We start from the raw sequence: 15,531 nt of genomic DNA on the forward strand, positions 1-15,531 counted from the left end.
GCGGTATCGGCGGTCCCCGAAACGGAGTGTTAGCTATGAAATCTCTCATCACGATCTTGATTGCCTCCCTGCTTGGCGTTTCCGCCGTGGCCATGGCCGAAGACGGTGGTGATCGTGTCGTTGCACAGATGGACGCCGCTCGCCAAGAAGCGATGCACCATTACGCACAAGTCGAGCAGACCCATGCGCATGCCCAATCGGTTGCCAGCAGCCAGGATCAGGCTGCTCATCGGGTGGAACGCACCAACTGAAGGTGATACTTCAGGAGGATTGGCTGGTTGGCATTGGGCCTGTCGCGCGCTGTGAGCGACGTGGCTGGTTCAGTGCCTGACTTCACCAGTCCTGATGCAGGAACAGGCGCGCCGTGCGGTTGTCGCTTCCTGCCGTAGCGGGGCCAGCCGCACAAGGCACGGACACCCGGGGTACTCCGGGTGTCCGTGCCTTGTGCGGATACTCATGGCTCGTCGCTTTCTTTCCTTAAGTTGGACGCGGGTTCTGCTTCGGCGCACATCGCTTCTGGCGCCTCGAGCCTGTAGCCGGCACCCGGTATCGTCATGATCAGCGAGGCGTCGAAACCCTCGTCGAGCTTTCGGCGGAGGCGATGGATATGTTTGTCGATGACATTGTCGTTCGGGTCGAAGTCGTAGCCCCATGCGCTTTCAAGCAGCATCAGGCGCGTCACGACCTGGCCATGGTGCCGCATCAGCTTTTCCAGAATCAGCGTTTCGCGTTGCCCGAGCGGAATTCTGCGGCCCTGGCGAGTAGCCAGGTGCTGGGCGCAGTCTAGCTGGAGTTCGCCGACCTGCAGCTGGCCGGGCCTGTTCGCAGGCGCATTCACGCGCGATCGCAAAAGGGATTCCAGGCGGGCGAGAACCTCGACGAATGCATAGGGTTTTCCCAGGTAGGCGTCGCACCCTGCCTGAAGCCCTTCGACACGCTGCTCCGTGGAGGCGAGGGCGCTGAGCATCAGTACGGGAACCGATTCGCCTTGTCGGCGCAATTCGCGAACCACTTCCAGGCCATCCATGCCGGGCAGGCAACGATCCACGACGATGACGTCGTAGATGCCTTCCAGGGCCATGTCCAAGCCGGTACGGCCATCCTTGATGGCATCGACGACATGCCCGGCCTCACCCAGGCCGCGCCGCAGGTAGACGGACGTACGATCGTCGTCCTCAATTAGGAGAATGCGCACGGAAACCTCGGCACAGTGTCTGGATCTTCCGCCAGTAGCCCTTTGGGAGCGCCGAAATTCGACATTCTCACACTAGTCTATTCGGATGGGAGAGGCATCGTGTCGTGCCATTTTCCCCCTCGGGAAATCACTGAATTGTCATGACCCACGTATTGGTCGTCGAGGATGACCCTAAAACCTCGCGTGAAATCGAGTCGGCCCTCCAGGACCATGGATTCACCGTCACCTCGGTCGGCAATGGCCGTGATGGACTGCTGCAGGCGGCTGCCGGCGACTTCGATCTCATCGTGCTGGACCGCATGCTGCCCGGTAACTTGGACGGCCTGGGCATGTTGACGGCCCTGCGTGCCTCGGGTGTCCTGACGCCGGTGTTGATCCTCAGTGCCCTAGGCGACCTCGACGAGCGGGTCCGGGGACTGCGGGCCGGTGGCGACGACTACCTGACAAAACCCTTCGAGTTCATCGAACTGACCGCTCGTCTGGACGCTCTGAACCGGCGCCATAACCAGTCGACGACCCAGCCCCAGGACAACCGCGTTCGAATCGGCAATCTCGAGATCGACCTGCTGCGTCGCACGGTGCGCCGTGGCGAGCGGCAGATCGATCTCCTGCCGCGCGAATACGCCCTGCTGGAGTATCTCGCGCAGCACGTCGACCAGGTGGTGACGCGCACGATGCTTTTCGAGGCGGTCTGGAATTACCAGTACGACGATCAGACCAACGTCATCGAGGTTCACATCGGTCGCCTGCGCCGAAAGATCGATGGAGAAGGCGACGCTCCAATGCTGCACACCATTCGCGGAGCAGGCTATGTTCTTCGCTCGCCTGAGTGATGTACCGCGGACCATCAGTTTCCGCACGGCGCTGATCTTCCTGGCATTGTTCATCTGCTCGTTTCTCGCGTTGTTCGGCTACATCTACTGGCAAACCACCGGGTATCTGCTCAAGGAGGTCGACGGCGAGCTCTACCGGGCGATCGACGTCCGAAGCCGGCAAACCGGACCGATACGCCTGCAGGAAATGCTCGACCACAGCAAGGGTGACCCTAACAATCTGGCGCCCTTCACGCTGTTTGACGCCAGCGGCAATCCAACGGCCGGACCGATGAAGACCATCCCGAAATTCGGCACCCTTGACCAACCCCACGAGTTCAGCTGGAGCGCACCGGGCGGCCACGATCGCCCTGTACGCTTCATCGTTCACCGCCTGGATGACGGTTCCACGCTGGTGGTCGCAGAGGACATTCACGACATTCGCGAATTCCATGAGCTTTTGATGAATGCGTTGATCTCCGGAGGGTCGCTGCTGATTCTGGTCGGCCTGATAGGGGCTGTGGCTCTGGGGTACTCGGCCAGGCGCCGGCTGGATGTCCTGACACGCTCGATTCGACGAATAGTTGCGGGTGATCTCGGTCGACGACTCCCGATTCGAGGTAACGGCGACGACATCGACCGCCTCTCGGATGTGGTCAACGGCATGCTGGACGCCATCGAGCGGTTGATGGGGGAGCTCAAGGGCGTGTGCGACGACATCGCCCATGACCTGCGTACGCCGCTGACCCGATTGATCGGGGGGCTTGAGCGTGCGCGACGACATCGATTGTCCGAATCCGAGTACCTCGAGGCAGTCGATGAGGCGCTTGATGAGGCCAAAGGCATGATGCAAACCTTCCGTGCGCTGCTGCGGATATCTCAGATCGAGGCGGGGGCACGGCGGAGCAACTTCTCTACCGTTGACCTGAACAAGATCGGCGCCGATGTCGAGGAACTGTTCGAGCCGTTGGCCGAGGAGCGCGACATCCGTCTCGAGTTCGTTGCCGCAGGGCGGCCGGCACTCGTCTTGGGCGACCCGCAGCTGCTCTTCGATGCCACCTGCAATCTGCTCGACAACGCCCTCAAGTTCGCGCCCGACAAGGGGCGGGTCGAGGTCCGGGTAATTGCCGACTCCACCCGATCCGGCCTGAGCATCAGCGACAACGGCCCGGGAATCCCGGCTGAGGAGCGTGAGTCCGTCTTCCGTCGCCTGTATCGAGGTGAAGCGAGCCGCAATATGCCGGGAAACGGGTTGGGGCTCAGCATGGTGTCGGCAGTAGCACGACTGCACGACATGAGTTTGGAAATCCATGATGCGCGGCCTGGTTGCCGCATGGAAATGATGGGCAAGGCGGCGCCCCAGTGAATCCTAGTGCTCATGAGAGGAACAGGCCCATGTCTACATGGCTGGTGTTCGTGGTGATCGGTACAGTCAGCGGCGTGGCGGCGGGATTATTCGGTGTCGGTGGCGGGCTGATCGTCGTGCCGGCGCTGATCTACTGGGCGGGCTTTTCCCAGCACATGGCCACTGGAACCTCGCTCGCTGTGCTATTGCCTCCGATCGGCCTCGCCGCGGCGCTCGAGTACTACCGCAATGGCAACGTGGATGTAACGGCAGCGATAGTAATCGCAATCACCATGTTCCTCGGCGCATGGCTTGGCGCTCGAATCGCCAGCCATGTCAGCGGGCCGCACCTGCGCCTATTGTTCGGCATCTTCGTGTGTTGTTTGGGTATCTACCTCGTCTACGGTGCCTATGAGCGTCTGCGGTGATTGCGCGAATCGGTGAGCGTCAACGCCCAGCGCCATTTCGGTAAAGGCCATTTGTATGACAAATAGAGCCGTGCTGCTGAAGTTGATTCACATCAATAAACTCTTTTCTAGCTTCCTCACATTAGGTTTTCCAAGCTGAGTATGCGGAGAAAGCGGCGGGGCGACGGATTTTCTCTTTCCTTATCCAGGCGGGCACTGTCCCGCTGTGTGAGGCGCTTCATGAACAACAGGGTTCTCGTTTCGCCGTCCGAGTTGGCGGAAATGATCGATCGTGAGTCCGTGGTTCTCGTCGACACCCGAGATGCTGCGAGTTACGCCGAGGCTCATCTGCCGGGCGCCGTGAATATCCACGAGATATTTACCTACTTGGCATCCACCACTCCGGAAGGCCTGATCGCATTGCGCGATACATTCGCTCAGGCATTCGCAAAGGCCGGCTTGTCTGGCAGGGAAACAGCGCTCGTATACGAGCAGTCCATGACCACCGGCTTTGGGCAGTCTTGCCGAGGCTACGTGCTGCTCCGCTATCTCGGCTACCCTCGCGACAAGATCAGGATACTGCACGGCGGCTACAGCGCTTGGCGCAACGCAGGACTTCCCAGCACCAGTGACGCTTCCTCACCGGCTCCTGCCACGTTCCCCTCTGCCGAAGGGGGGCGCAGCCTCTTTGTCGATCTCGCCGAGATGAAGCGGGTGGTTGCCGACCCCCACATCGTCAAACTTGACGTACGTGATGTCGATGAATGGATCGGCGAAAGCTCATCGCCCTATGGAAAGGATTTTTGCCCGCGCAAGGGTAGGATCCCAGGGGCGGTATGGCTGGAGTGGTACCGGATGATGAAACCGACGGCTCAGGGACCGATGTTCAAGTCTCCCAGTGAAATTCTCGCGGAGTGCGCCACGGTCGGAATTAGCCGCGATACGCCTGTTGTGGTCTTTTGCTTCAAAGGCGCACGTGCCTCCAATACCTTTGTGGCATTGGAAGAAGCGGGAATCAAGGACGTTCGCCTCTACCTGGGGTCCTGGAACGAATGGTCCAGAGACCCGACCTTACCAATCGAGGAAGGTTTGCCCTACTAGACCCTCTTGAAGCCAACTGAATCGCCCTGTGCGACCGCTGCAAATGGGGGCAGATTTATATAAGCACTCTGATCCTGACCACCCAGGCAGAACTAGAGTAGAAAAAATAAATCTGTCCCCTATAGCTGTGTCTCCTTTAGCAGCATAACTCTGGCCATGGCTTATACATGGCTTCCAATGTTTTCGATTTCGCCTGCCGGAAGAGTCAGACCCAGAGCGGCAATGGCCTCGACGGCCAGTCCGTAGCCCGGCATGCCGCAGACGATGGCTGCGGTTTCGGCAACTCCTTGAAGATCCGACAAGGAGGCTCCGGCCTTGACCGCGCCTGCAGCATGGAGCCGTGCTGGACCACCTTCACCTCGGCCGATCAGCATGGCGAAGTGAACCAATTGCTGGGTTCGCCTATCTAGCGGATTGCGGTGAATCAGCTCACCGCGCAAGTGTTCAATGGCTTGTACGGCGGCTTCTCGTCCGGTTGCCTTGGCCAGCCGCTGCCGGTACTCGATCATGTCGGGCAGCGTGCCAAGCAGTTCCAAATAGGATGCATTCACGGCATCTGCTGCAAGGAGATCCTTAATTGTCATTACTCACTTCATAGAGGTCGTTGAGACAGGATTGTCGAGACGCGGGTCAGCGGCTTACCCGATGAGGTGATCACGATCCGGTAGCTCGAGAAACTCGGGCGGCAAATGCGACTGCTGACGCAGCAACAGATCGGCCTGGCCAAAGTGATAGCTGTGATGGGCATACATGGCCCACAAAAAACCTTGCACGGTGTATTTCCGGCCGATGAAGCTGAAGACCGTGGTCAATTGCTCCGGAGAGAACTCCCGAATCCTATTCAGAGTGTCCTTGAGCACCTTACGGTATTGATTCACCAGCGGCATTCCTGCGCTGGCCACCTCCAGCATGGCAACGCCAACAGGAGGGGCCATTTCCTCATTGAGCTGAATCTGGCTCAGCGTCTTGGTCCAGTAATCCTCTGCACGCATGAGATGCCCAACCAGTGCTTCGATAGTGATGCGCTTGATTCGTTGGCCGAGATAATTGGTGTCCGAGTCCGCAGGAATAGCCGTCCAGAGTTCTCCTGGAATTTGCTCCAGTACGTTAAGGCTGAGAGTCACCTGCTGATTGAACAGTGATATGAAACGTTCGACTTCATTCATGGCGAGCTTTCTTGGATTGGATGATGATTAGCGTCATCATAGGTGTGCACGTAAAATGTAAGTAGGCAGCGGGAAAGCAACAAACTGTGCTTGTAAGGAGAACAAGTGAGCCGGCTAGATGAGATAATTACCTTTGTTGAGGTCGTCAACGCTGGCAGCATCACTAAGGCTGCGGAGCGATTGGGGATCGTCAAGTCGGCCGTCAGCCGCCGGCTGAACGATCTTGAAGATCGTCTCAAGGCTCGCCTGCTCGTTCGTTCTACGGCTGGACTGAGCATCACTGAGGCCGGCAGGGCGTTTCACGAGCGTGCGCGGCATATCATTGCGGAATTGGATGAAGCTGAACTCACGGTTACTGACGCAAGTGCAAACTTGTTTGGGACGGTGCACATGTCGGCACCGGTTAGCCTGACGAATTTGGTCTTGATGCCGCACATCAGTGAGTTTCTCAGGCTAAACCCTGGGTTAATGCTAGATCTGAGTCTCTCGGATCGATTCGTCGACATCGTCAACGAGGGCTTCGATATTGCCATTCGTGCAGGCACGCTCAGCGATTCACGGCTGGTTGCTCGAAAGCTGGTAGACATGGGGCGCGTGACCTGCGCATCGCCGGAATACCTAGCAGCACACGGCACACCGCTCACTCCGCAGGATCTAGACCATCACGATGGCCTGGTCTCTACTAATGCGCCTGAGTCTGTCTATTGGCATTACTCCGGCCCGGCGGGCGAGACCTATCTCGCGCGGCCTAATACGCGCATGAAAGTGAACAACGGCGAGGCCGTTATCACCGCTGCCGTTGCGGGGCTAGGTATTGCCGCTGTACCGGCGTTCATCTCGAAAGAGCTGATAGTTCGGGGCACTCTGATACCTATTCTTTCTGAATACCGACTGGCCGCAGGCAGCCTGTATGCGATATATCCGCCAGGGCGCCATTTGTCGCACAGAGTGCGCGTGCTGATCGATTTCCTCGTCGAGCGATTTACGGTTGCCAATCCAGAGTGAGGCCTTTCGCGATATAAGTCGGCCGATAGCTTCGACCGGTAGGTTAAACAAAGGGGCGTCGCGCTGAAATGCCGTGCAGCGTCACTAACCTAGAACGTCAAAGGTCCGCTTTTCTTGATCACCAACTTCTGCTCAGAGTTGGTTTCTGTCGTTCACGACGGACAGAGATCGGCTGCAGTCGCCCCAGGAACCGTCGGTGGCAGCTACGGCGCAATCGAGATTTCGGCTTGGATTCATCGCCGACCGAGCGACTGCCAAACTAGTGGCCAGTGGCCAGTGGCCAGTGGCCACTGGACACTGTATGAGTCGTCTCGTAATGTGTCTCGCCGCCGCCTCCGTAACGTTTCTCTTATCCCTCAACATGCCGGTTTCGAGGCAGTCGACTGGAATCAAGAGCCGGGGTGCTCATGACCAGAACTTGAAATAACAGGGACGACACAAAGGGATGCAGTCAGATAACCCGCACAAGCACGACTCCCGTCCGGAGTTCTGGCAGTTGTCCATGCGTTGTTGCCAATTGGCGGGCAGCGTGGATGTCGCCTTCTTCTTGATCTTCCTCACTCTCGGTTCGCCCGTTCTGGCCTGGATAAACGTGATCAGCGTGGCAATGTATGTCTACGCCTATCGCGCGTTCAACCAGCGGCGCAATCGGTTCGCGGTCATGCTGATCCGCATCGAGGTGCTGGTGCATGCAGGGCTTGGAACGGTGCTGGTTGGCTGGGAAAGTGGTTTCCACTATTTTCTGCTGATGTTCATTCCTGCCCTGTTCGTCAGCATGCGCGCCCGTGGCGCCTGGATCCTCGCCGCCTGCCTGTGGGCTTATTACGTGGGGCTTGATGTGCTCATGTGGTTCGTCCAGCCGCTACAACCCATTTCCTCCAATGCCCTGTTGGCAGTGCATCTTTTCAACCTGACCGTGGTGTTCTTCATGTTCAGCTATCTGGCGCTGTTCTATGTGATCACGGTGACTCGTGCGCATAAGAGTCTGGCTCGGATGGCAACGACGGACTCCCTGACCGGCCTGTTCAATCGCCGGCATATGATCGCGTTGACTGAGAAGGAGCTGGCGCGGCATAACAGAAAGCCCATTAACCTCACCCTGATGCTGATGGATATCGATCACTTCAAGCAGATCAATGACGAGTACGGTCACGATATTGGCGACCGGGTGCTCGACGCGGTGAGCCATTTGCTCAAGTGCTCGATGCGCGAACAGGATTTCATCGGCCGTTGGGGCGGAGAAGAGTTTTTGGCGATATTGCCGGAAACTGATGTCGACCAGGCTGTCGCCGGCGCAGAGCGCATACGCCAGGCGGTGCAAGCACAGGCGATCGAAAGCGACGGCAAAAAGATCGGCGTGACCCTGTCGATCGGCATCACCCAGTATCGCGCCGAAGAGGCGCTCAGCAACGCCATCGCACGGGCTGACCACGCGCTCTACAAGGGCAAGTCGGCCGGACGCAACCGGGTGGAACTGGCCCTGTCTGAGCCGGGCAGAACCCGATAGATCTCGACCGCTTGCTTGCGGGCAACTCGTACAAAATGATCCTTGAAGCGAATGAAATTACCCGACTCAACCCCCGCTGCCGCCGATTGGATCGAGTGCACGTCACTGAGCGCGTGGAACTCTACGCACGTTATTGAGGTAACCTTGATGAGCATTGGTGGACAATGCTTTTTTTCGAGCAAAGCTCCTGAGGGACTAATAATCGAAGGCGCACCTGTACCCAGGTGGGAGGTTGCCAATGAAGATCACAGCTACGGAACAGACCGAATCGGTCGGAGATGTTCTGTGCGACGTTTGTGGCGATAGCACGCGCGTTGAAGGGTATGGATTGCAGTTCGGCACTCTTCGCGCCAGTTGGGGGTATGGCTCGGCCCATGACGGCGAGCGCTATGAGGTGCATCTATGCGAGCCCTGTTTTTTCAGGACGATTTCCGCCCTCAGACGAGAGCGCATGGTGAGCTTCATGTTCAGCGATGAGGACCAGGATCTCAGCGATTTCGGACGCGTTGCTCGCGATGATTTTTTCAATGACGGCGGTAGCTCGACCTCCTGATTTCCTGCCGGTGCAGCATCTCAGGCCTAGCCGGCATTTCCCCTAGGTTTGTGAGACAAACGTCAGTGGGGACGGCGTATTAAGCGCTTCATCCAGGGTGAGCATCGAGACCAAAGCACACTGCTGCCGGAGAGCCTGGATGATTACGTCGCGGACGCCAATCCGGTGCGGATGGCCGATGTGCTCGTCGATGAACTCAACCTCGGCAGGTTGGACTTCAACGGTGTCGTCCAGGCAGAAACCGGTCGACCCGCTTACCATCCCTGCGTTCTGCTGAAGATCTACATCTACGGCTATCTCAATCGCATCCAATCCAGTCGCCGGCGGGAGCGAGAGGCTCAGCGCAACCTCGAATTGATGTGGCTGACCGTACGTTTGACGCCGGACTTCAAGACCATCGCCAATTTTCGTAAGGCCATCCGCGGCGTCTTGGTGCTGTGCCAGCAACTCAGTTTGTTGGCCGAAGCGCTGGTGGCCATCGACGGCAGCAAGTTCAAGGCGGTCAACAATCGTGACCGTAACTTTACTAGCGCCAAGCTGCAACGGCGGATGGAGGAAATCGAATCCAATATCGGCCGCTACTTCTCCGTGCTGGAAACTGCCGATCGACAGGAGCAAACTGCCTCCTCCTCCGGACGAATGCCCGATACCGCCTGTCCTTACCTGGACTGCGCCGGTCCGCCCAGGGCCACCAGCAACGTCGCGCTGGCCTGCAGACGGCGGGTTTGCAGCGCTTGGCCGCGTAGTCGGGCGTTGAGCGCGGCAGTCTGCGCACTGATCACGTCCAGGTAGCTGACCGCACCGGCGCTGTAGCTATTCTGTGCCAATTGCAACGAGCGCTCGGCGGCGCGGCTGGCGTCGTCCTGGTCGCTGGCTTCGCGTTGCAGGTCGTACAGCTCGCCGAGCGGGTCTTGCACTTCGCGCAGGGCTTTGAGCACGGTGGCCTTGTAATGGGCGCTGGCTTCCTCGAATTCGGCCTTGGCCTGTTTCTCCGCAGCGTCTCGCCGGCCGCCATCGAAGAGCGGCAGGCTGGCCATTGGGCCGAGCGCCCAGACCCGGTTTCCCGCGGCCAGCAGGCTGCCGCTGCCGGCGGTCTGGCCACCGATCAGTGCGGCCAAGTTCAGGTCCGGTAACCAGGCGGCACGGGCCACGCCTATGGCCGCGTTCGCAGCGAACAGGCGGCGCTCGGCGGCGGCGATGTCCGGTCGCCGTTGCAGCAGGCTGCTCGGTAGTTGCGCGGGAATGCCCGGCAGCGCCGGCAGTTCGGTGTTGTCGGCGATGTGGAAGCGTGTGAGGTCTTCGCCGAGCAGTTCAGCGATCGAGTGTTCCAGCAGATGCCGCTGCGCCAGCACTTCGTCGCGTTGCGCCTGGGCGTCGGCGAGCTGGTGGCTGGCGCGGGCCACGTCGAGTTCCGAGGCGATCCCGTTGGTGTAGCGCGTACGGGTCATCTCCAGGGCTTGCGTGTACGCCGCCAGGCTTTCGCCTAGGATCGATGCCTGGCGGTCGAGGCCGCGCAGGCCGAGGTACTGCAGGGCCAACTGCCGCTGCAGGTCGAGGCGCGCGGCGGCGAGGTCGTCAGCACTGGCCTGGGCCTGGGCGTGGCCGGCCGCCGCGAGGTTTTTCAGGCGGCCCCAGAGGTCGAGGTCGAGGTCCAGTCCGACGGCGAGGCTGTCGCTGTCGTAGACGTCTTGTTGGCCGCTGCCGCGCAGTGGCCGATTGTCAGACTGGCGCTGGCGGCTGAACGCGCCGTTCAGGCCGCCTTGCGGCGCCCGCGCGGCGGCGATCCCGGCGGCGGCGGCGCGCGCCGCTTGGTAGTGGGCGAGGGCGGCCGCCAGCGTTGGGTTGGCGCGTGGCAGGGCCTGTTGCAACTCGTTCAGGTGAGGGTCGCCGAAGCGTCGCCACCAATCGCCGGGGCGGGCATCGCTCGGGCCGACGGGCAGCCAGTCGCCGTGGCTGTCGCTGAAGTGCCTGGGCAGGGCCGGCTGCGGCGGCTGGTAGGGCGGCGCCAGCGAGCAGGCGCCGAGGGTCAGCAGGGCGCTGAGCAGTAACGTGTGTTTAAGCCTGGCGTGCATGCTCGCCTCCGTCGCTCTCGCGCACCTCATCACCGTTGGCGAGTGAGTCGGGCGGATTGTCGATCACCTGGTCGCTTGCCTTGAGGCCCTGGTCGATCTGCAGGCGGTCACCGAGGTCAAGGGCGATGTGGACCGCCTGCAGATGCACCCGGCCATGGCCATCGAGCAGGGCCACCTGGGTCCCCTTGGCGCGGAAGATCAGTGCGCTGGATGGAATGCTCAGGCGTGCCTCATCCTTGGGCAAGGGTAGGTGCGCCTCGGCATAGTCGCCTGGCAGCAAGGCAGCGTCCGGATTGGCAACGTCGAATTCGGCGAGCAGGCTGCCCGAGCGCGAGTCGACTGCGGTGGAGCTGCCGCTGTAGCGGGCATGGAATAGCCGCCCTGGGTGCTCCGGCACGCTGAAAGATACCTCCAGGCCGGGGCGGATGGCGCTGGCATAGTTCTGCGGCACCGGCACATAGAGGCGCAATCGGCGGGTGTCGGCGACTCGGAACAGTTCTGCGCCGCTGGCGCTGTCGGCCTGGATGAGTTCTCCAACGTCGGTGTGGCGTGCGGTGAGCACGCCGTCGAAGGGCGCTTGCAGGGTCTTGTAGGCCTCCAGTGATTCTAGCCGCGCGCAGTCGGCTTCGGCGGCGGCGACGTTGGCGCGCGCGGCCTCGGCGTTGGCCTGTTTCTCGTCGGCTTCCTGGCGCGCCACCGAGTGACTGGCCAACAGGTTCTGCCAGCGCACCGCGGTGGTCTGCGCCAGGTGCGCATTGGCGCGGGCCTGTTGCAGGCGCGCGCGGGCTTGCTGCAGTTGTTGGTCGAGGTCGGGCGTATCGATGACTGCCAGCACCTGTCCGGTTTTCACGCTAGCGCCGATATCACTGTGCCAGGCCTTCAGGTAGCCGCTGACCCGGGCGTGGATGGCGGCTTCCTGCCAGGCCTCCAGGTGCGCCGGCAGGTTCAGGTCGTTGGCCTGGCCTGCGGCGGCCGGGTGGAAGGTGCGTACCACCGGCAGCGCCTCGGCTTCGGTCCACTTGGCGACCGCATGGGCGTGCCCGGCGCGAAGGGCCAGCCCGCCGCCGACCAGGACGGCGAGCAGCCCGAGGCTCAGGCTGCCGATCAGGAGCGTGCGGGGGCGGGGACGTTCAATGGGCATTGCGGACTACTCCAGCAGCAACAAGGGGATGGCGGCGGTGCACCATGCTGAACACCACCGGGACGAAAATCAGCGTGGCCAGAGTGGCCGCCAGCAGGCCGCCGATCACCGCGCGGCCGAGCGGCGCGTTCTGCTCGCCGGACAGCGCCAGCGGCAGCATGCCGATGATCATCGCCAGGGCGGTCATGCAAACCGGGCGGAAGCGGGTGAAACCGGCCTCCAGGGCAGCCTTGAGGGCGTCGCCGTGCTCGGCCAGGCGCTCGCGGCAGAAGCTCACCACCAGGATCGAGTTGGCCGTGGCTACGCCCATACAGAGGATCGCCCCGGTCAACGCCGGCACCGACAGGCTGGTGCCACTGAGGAAGAGCATCCAGACGATGCCGGCCAGGCCGGCGGGCAGGGCGGTGATGATCACGAAGGGGTCGAGCCAGGATTGGAAGTTCACCACGATCAGCAGGTAGATCAGCAGCACCGCGCCGGCGAGACCGAAGAGCAGGCCGCCGAAGGCTTCGTGCAGGGCGTCAATCTGACCGTGCAGGCTTACGCTGGCGCCTTTCGGCCTCTGGCTGGCGAGTTGCTCGATGACCTTTTGCATATCCTTCGCCACACCGCCGAGGTCGCGGCCCTGGACGTTGGCATAGAGGTCTAGGGTCGGTTCGATGTTGTAGTGGCTGACCACGGCCGCGCTCGGCACCCGCTGGATGCGCGCCAGGCCACCGAGAATCTGCGCCTGGCCGCCTGCGCCGGTGACCGGAAGGGTTTCCAGCGCGGGCAGGCTGTCCAGGCGGTATTGCGGGGTGGCCGCTACCACGCCGTAGGACACGCCATTCTTCGGGTTGAGCCAGAACACCGGGGCCACCTGTGAGCTGCCGGCGAGGGAGGCGACCATGCTGTTGGTGACGTCGCGTTCTGTGACGCCCAGTCCGTCGGCGCGGCGCCGGTCGACGCTGACGCGCAGGGCCGGGTAACCGGTGGATTGCTGGATGCGCAGGTCGGCGATGCCCGACACATGGCGCAGGCGGCGTTGCAGTTCGACGGCGTAGGCACGGTTGGCCTGCTCGTCCGGTCCGCTGATGCGGACGTCCAGCGGCGCCGGCGCGCCGAAATTGAGTATCTGGCTGCTGATGTCGCCGGGGAGGAAGGCGAACTGGCTGCCGGGGAAGCGTTGCGGTAGCACTTCGCGCAGGCGCTTGACGTAGTCGGCGCTGGGCGCGTGGCCGGGCTTGAGGGCGATCTGGATGTCACCGTCCTGCGGGCCGATGGTGCCGCTGTTGCTGTAGGCCACGTCGATGCCACTGAGCGGGATGCCGATGTTGTCCAGCAGCACCTCGCGCTCGCCGGCCGGGATCACCTCGCGGATCGCTGCCTCGATGCGGTCGAACTGTGCTGCGCTTTCCTCGATGCGCGTGCCCAGCGGCAGGCGCACGTGCAGGGCGATGGCCTCAGCGTCGGTGGCCGGGAAGAAGTCCTCGCCGAGGGTCGGCAGCAGCAGGAAGCTGGCCAGCACGCAGCCGAGGAAGCCGGCGATGAACTGACGGCGGTTGGCCAGGGCCAGGCCGAGCAGGCGGTGATAGCTGTCGCGAACCTGAGAGAAGCCATGTTCGAAGCGCTGCTGGATTATGACTAAGGGTGCGCTCCACGAATGCCTGGTATCGCCCTGATCGCCCTCGTGATGGTTCAGGTAGGCGTCTTCCGGGTGGCGTCCGCTGCCACCTTCGGCGTGGTGTGGCTTGAGCAGGTACAGCGCGAGGGTCGGCACCAGGGTGCGGGAAAGCAGGAAGGAGCTGCCCATGGCGAAGATCACCGCCAGCGCCATCGGCCGGAACAGGTAGCCGGCGATGCCCTGGAGCATGAACATCGGCACGAAGACGATGCAGATGCACAGCAGCGAGACGAACGCCGGGCCGACGATCTGTCGGGCGCCGTCGAGGATCGCCGTGCGCACGTCCTTGCCCTGCTCCAGGTGCCAGTTGATGTTCTCGATGGTCACCGTGGCGTCGTCCACCAGGATGCCCACTGCCAGCGCCAGTCCGCCGAGGGTCATGACATTGAGGGTCTGGCCGCTGGCAGCGAGCAGGGCGATGGCCGCGAGCACAGCCAGGGGGATGGAGGCGGCGATGATCAGGGTAGAACGCCAACTGCCGAGGAACAGCAGGATCATCGCGCTGGTCAGCAGCGCGGCGATGATGCCCTCGCGGGCGACGCTGCCCACCGACTGGCGGACGAACACCGAGGCGTCGCCGAGCAGCGAGGTCTTCAGCGCCGGCGGCAGGGTCTCGCCGATGCGCGGCAGCATGTGGCGAATGTCGTCGATGATGGACAGGGTGGACACCTGGCCGTTTTTCAGTGCCGGCATCAGCACCGCGCGCTGGCCATCCACCCGTACCACGTTGGTCTGCGGCGGCGAGCCATCGCGAACGTGGGCGACCTGGCCGATGGTGATCACGGCGCCGTCGACGGTCTTGATCGGCAGTGCGTTGAGTTCGTCGATGGCGCTCGGGCTGTTGTTCAGCAGCACCGTGTACTCGCGTTGGCCGAGCTTGGCGGTGCCCACCGGAATGATCTGGTTCTGCGCCGCCAGGGCGTTGCCGACGTCCTGCGCGGACAGGCCCTTGGCCGCCAGCGCCTGGGGATCGAGGTCCAGGGTGATCTGCCGCTGCCTACCGCCCATCGGCGTGGGCAGCGCCAGGCCGGCAATGGCGGTCAGCGGCAGGCGGATGTTGTTCTGCACCAGGTCGCGAATCTTCGCTTCCGATAGGCCCTGGCCGGAGAAGGCCAGTTGCAGGATCGGCACCGTGGAGGCGCTATAGTTGAGGATCAGCGGCGGGGTGATGCCCGGCGGCATCTGCTTCAGCACGGTCTGCGAAACCGCAGTGACCTGGGCGTTGGCGGTGCGGATATCGACGCCCGGCTGGAAAAAGATCTTCACAACGCCGATACCGCGTAGTGACTGCGACTCGATGTGTTCGATGTCGTTGACCGTGGTGCTCAGTGATCGTTCGTAGGTAAAGAGCACCCTGCCGGCCATGTCTTCCGGGCCCAGGCCGTTGTATTGCCAGACGGCGGCGATCACCGGGATACCGATTTCAGGAAAAACGTCGGTGGGCGTGCGCAAGGCCGCCAGCGGTCCGACGATGCAGATCAGCAACGCCAGGACGGCGAAGGTATAAGGCTTGTCCAGTGCGGTTCGTACCAGTCCGAGCATGCGCGGGACCTCTTCGGTAGAG

14 protein-coding genes and 1 pseudogene are annotated in these 15,531 nt (G+C 61.8%); 9 read left to right on the forward strand and 6 right to left on the reverse strand.

The genetic code is table 11. The features are described 5' to 3' along the window. Positions 1-35: 35 nt before the first annotated feature. Positions 36-251: a co-regulatory protein PtrA N-terminal domain-containing protein gene (locus BLQ74_RS25215; RefSeq protein ID WP_090268001.1), complete on the forward strand. Its 216-nt coding sequence runs from the start codon at positions 36-38 to the stop codon at positions 249-251. 203 nt (positions 252-454) lie between these two features. Here the strand turns inward: BLQ74_RS25215 and BLQ74_RS25220 are convergent, their stop codons facing one another. Next, complete coding sequence (locus tag BLQ74_RS25220) at positions 455-1,195, reverse strand: response regulator transcription factor (protein WP_090268002.1); 741 nt, start codon at positions 1,193-1,195, stop codon at positions 455-457. A gap of 140 nt (positions 1,196-1,335) precedes the next feature. On the opposite strand from BLQ74_RS25220, the gene BLQ74_RS25225 reads away from it, so the two are divergent. From BLQ74_RS25225 to BLQ74_RS25240, 4 genes are all read left to right on the forward strand, one after another. Then, a complete protein-coding gene (locus BLQ74_RS25225) occupies positions 1,336-2,028 on the forward strand; it encodes a response regulator transcription factor (RefSeq protein WP_090268004.1) in 693 nt (230 codons plus the stop codon). After that, positions 2,006-3,373: a sensor histidine kinase gene (locus BLQ74_RS25230; protein ID WP_170842874.1), complete on the forward strand. Its 1,368-nt coding sequence runs from the start codon at positions 2,006-2,008 to the stop codon at positions 3,371-3,373. Before BLQ74_RS25225 ends, BLQ74_RS25230 begins: the two co-directional genes overlap by 23 nt. A 29-nt stretch (positions 3,374-3,402) precedes the next feature. Continuing rightward, positions 3,403-3,780 carry a sulfite exporter TauE/SafE family protein gene (locus BLQ74_RS25235; RefSeq protein WP_090268006.1) on the forward strand — a complete coding sequence of 126 codons (378 nt, stop codon included), beginning with the start codon at positions 3,403-3,405 and terminating at the stop codon, positions 3,778-3,780. Between the two features lie 219 nt (positions 3,781-3,999). Beyond that, positions 4,000-4,860, forward strand: a complete 861-nt coding sequence (locus tag BLQ74_RS25240; RefSeq protein WP_090268008.1) for a sulfurtransferase — start codon at positions 4,000-4,002, stop codon at positions 4,858-4,860. 161 nt (positions 4,861-5,021) lie between these two features. Here the strand turns inward: BLQ74_RS25240 and BLQ74_RS25245 are convergent, their stop codons facing one another. Next, positions 5,022-5,444, reverse strand: a complete 423-nt coding sequence (locus tag BLQ74_RS25245; protein WP_090268009.1) for a carboxymuconolactone decarboxylase family protein — start codon at positions 5,442-5,444, stop codon at positions 5,022-5,024. 54 nt (positions 5,445-5,498) lie between these two features. Continuing rightward, positions 5,499-6,026 carry a DinB family protein gene (locus BLQ74_RS25250; RefSeq protein WP_212633171.1) on the reverse strand — a complete coding sequence of 176 codons (528 nt, stop codon included), beginning with the start codon at positions 6,024-6,026 and terminating at the stop codon, positions 5,499-5,501. Between the two features lie 105 nt (positions 6,027-6,131). On the opposite strand from BLQ74_RS25250, the gene BLQ74_RS25255 reads away from it, so the two are divergent. The 4 genes and pseudogenes from BLQ74_RS25255 to BLQ74_RS25270 all read left to right on the forward strand — a co-directional run. After that, complete coding sequence (locus tag BLQ74_RS25255) at positions 6,132-7,031, forward strand: LysR family transcriptional regulator (RefSeq protein WP_090268011.1); 900 nt, start codon at positions 6,132-6,134, stop codon at positions 7,029-7,031. A 445-nt stretch (positions 7,032-7,476) separates the two neighbouring features. After that, positions 7,477-8,538 carry a GGDEF domain-containing protein gene (locus tag BLQ74_RS25260; protein ID WP_090268013.1) on the forward strand — a complete coding sequence of 354 codons (1,062 nt, stop codon included), beginning with the start codon at positions 7,477-7,479 and terminating at the stop codon, positions 8,536-8,538. A 238-nt stretch (positions 8,539-8,776) separates the two neighbouring features. Next, on the forward strand, positions 8,777-9,091 hold the full coding sequence (locus tag BLQ74_RS25265) for a hypothetical protein (RefSeq protein ID WP_170842875.1): 315 nt from the start codon (positions 8,777-8,779) through the stop codon (positions 9,089-9,091). A 78-nt stretch (positions 9,092-9,169) separates the two neighbouring features. Further along, positions 9,170-9,706 (forward strand): annotated as a pseudogene (locus tag BLQ74_RS25270) (transposase); the annotation flags it as partial. 44 nt (positions 9,707-9,750) lie between these two features. Here the strand turns inward: BLQ74_RS25270 and BLQ74_RS25275 are convergent. From BLQ74_RS25275 to BLQ74_RS25285, 3 genes are read right to left on the reverse strand one after another with little or no spacing between them, the layout of a single operon-like run. After that, entirely contained in the window at positions 9,751-11,163 is a 1,413-nt protein-coding gene (locus BLQ74_RS25275) for an efflux transporter outer membrane subunit (protein WP_090268016.1), read from the reverse strand. Next, positions 11,147-12,304, reverse strand: a complete 1,158-nt coding sequence (locus BLQ74_RS25280) for an efflux RND transporter periplasmic adaptor subunit (protein ID WP_090268018.1) — start codon at positions 12,302-12,304, stop codon at positions 11,147-11,149. The genes BLQ74_RS25275 and BLQ74_RS25280 overlap by 17 nt, the downstream gene beginning before the upstream one ends. Next, entirely contained in the window at positions 12,294-15,509 is a 3,216-nt protein-coding gene (locus tag BLQ74_RS25285) for an efflux RND transporter permease subunit (RefSeq protein ID WP_090268019.1), read from the reverse strand. The genes BLQ74_RS25280 and BLQ74_RS25285 overlap by 11 nt, the downstream gene beginning before the upstream one ends. Positions 15,510-15,531: the final 22 nt, after the last annotated feature.

The sequence above is a fragment of the Pseudomonas panipatensis genome (assembly GCF_900099785.1).
Lineage (GTDB): Bacteria > Pseudomonadota > Gammaproteobacteria > Pseudomonadales > Pseudomonadaceae > Pseudomonas > Pseudomonas panipatensis.

Excerpts from the sequence above, each read along its gene's own strand:
- BLQ74_RS25275 (WP_090268016.1), bottom strand. The coding sequence starts at position 11,163 with ATGCACGCCAGGCTTAAACACACGTTACTGCTCAGCGCCCTGCTGACC.
- BLQ74_RS25285 (WP_090268019.1), bottom strand. The coding sequence starts at position 15,509 with ATGCTCGGACTGGTACGAACCGCACTGGACAAGCCTTATACCTTCGCC.
- BLQ74_RS25225 (WP_090268004.1), top strand. The coding sequence starts at position 1,336 with ATGACCCACGTATTGGTCGTCGAGGATGACCCTAAAACCTCGCGTGAA.
- BLQ74_RS25245 (WP_090268009.1), bottom strand. The coding sequence starts at position 5,444 with ATGACAATTAAGGATCTCCTTGCAGCAGATGCCGTGAATGCATCCTAT.
- BLQ74_RS25265 (WP_170842875.1), top strand. The coding sequence starts at position 8,777 with ATGAAGATCACAGCTACGGAACAGACCGAATCGGTCGGAGATGTTCTG.
- BLQ74_RS25280 (WP_090268018.1), bottom strand. The coding sequence starts at position 12,304 with ATGCCCATTGAACGTCCCCGCCCCCGCACGCTCCTGATCGGCAGCCTG.
- BLQ74_RS25215 (WP_090268001.1), top strand. The coding sequence starts at position 36 with ATGAAATCTCTCATCACGATCTTGATTGCCTCCCTGCTTGGCGTTTCC.
- BLQ74_RS25235 (WP_090268006.1), top strand. The coding sequence starts at position 3,403 with ATGTCTACATGGCTGGTGTTCGTGGTGATCGGTACAGTCAGCGGCGTG.
- BLQ74_RS25240 (WP_090268008.1), top strand. The coding sequence starts at position 4,000 with ATGAACAACAGGGTTCTCGTTTCGCCGTCCGAGTTGGCGGAAATGATC.
- BLQ74_RS25260 (WP_090268013.1), top strand. The coding sequence starts at position 7,477 with ATGCAGTCAGATAACCCGCACAAGCACGACTCCCGTCCGGAGTTCTGG.
- BLQ74_RS25230 (WP_170842874.1), top strand. The coding sequence starts at position 2,006 with ATGTTCTTCGCTCGCCTGAGTGATGTACCGCGGACCATCAGTTTCCGC.
- BLQ74_RS25250 (WP_212633171.1), bottom strand. The coding sequence starts at position 6,026 with ATGAATGAAGTCGAACGTTTCATATCACTGTTCAATCAGCAGGTGACT.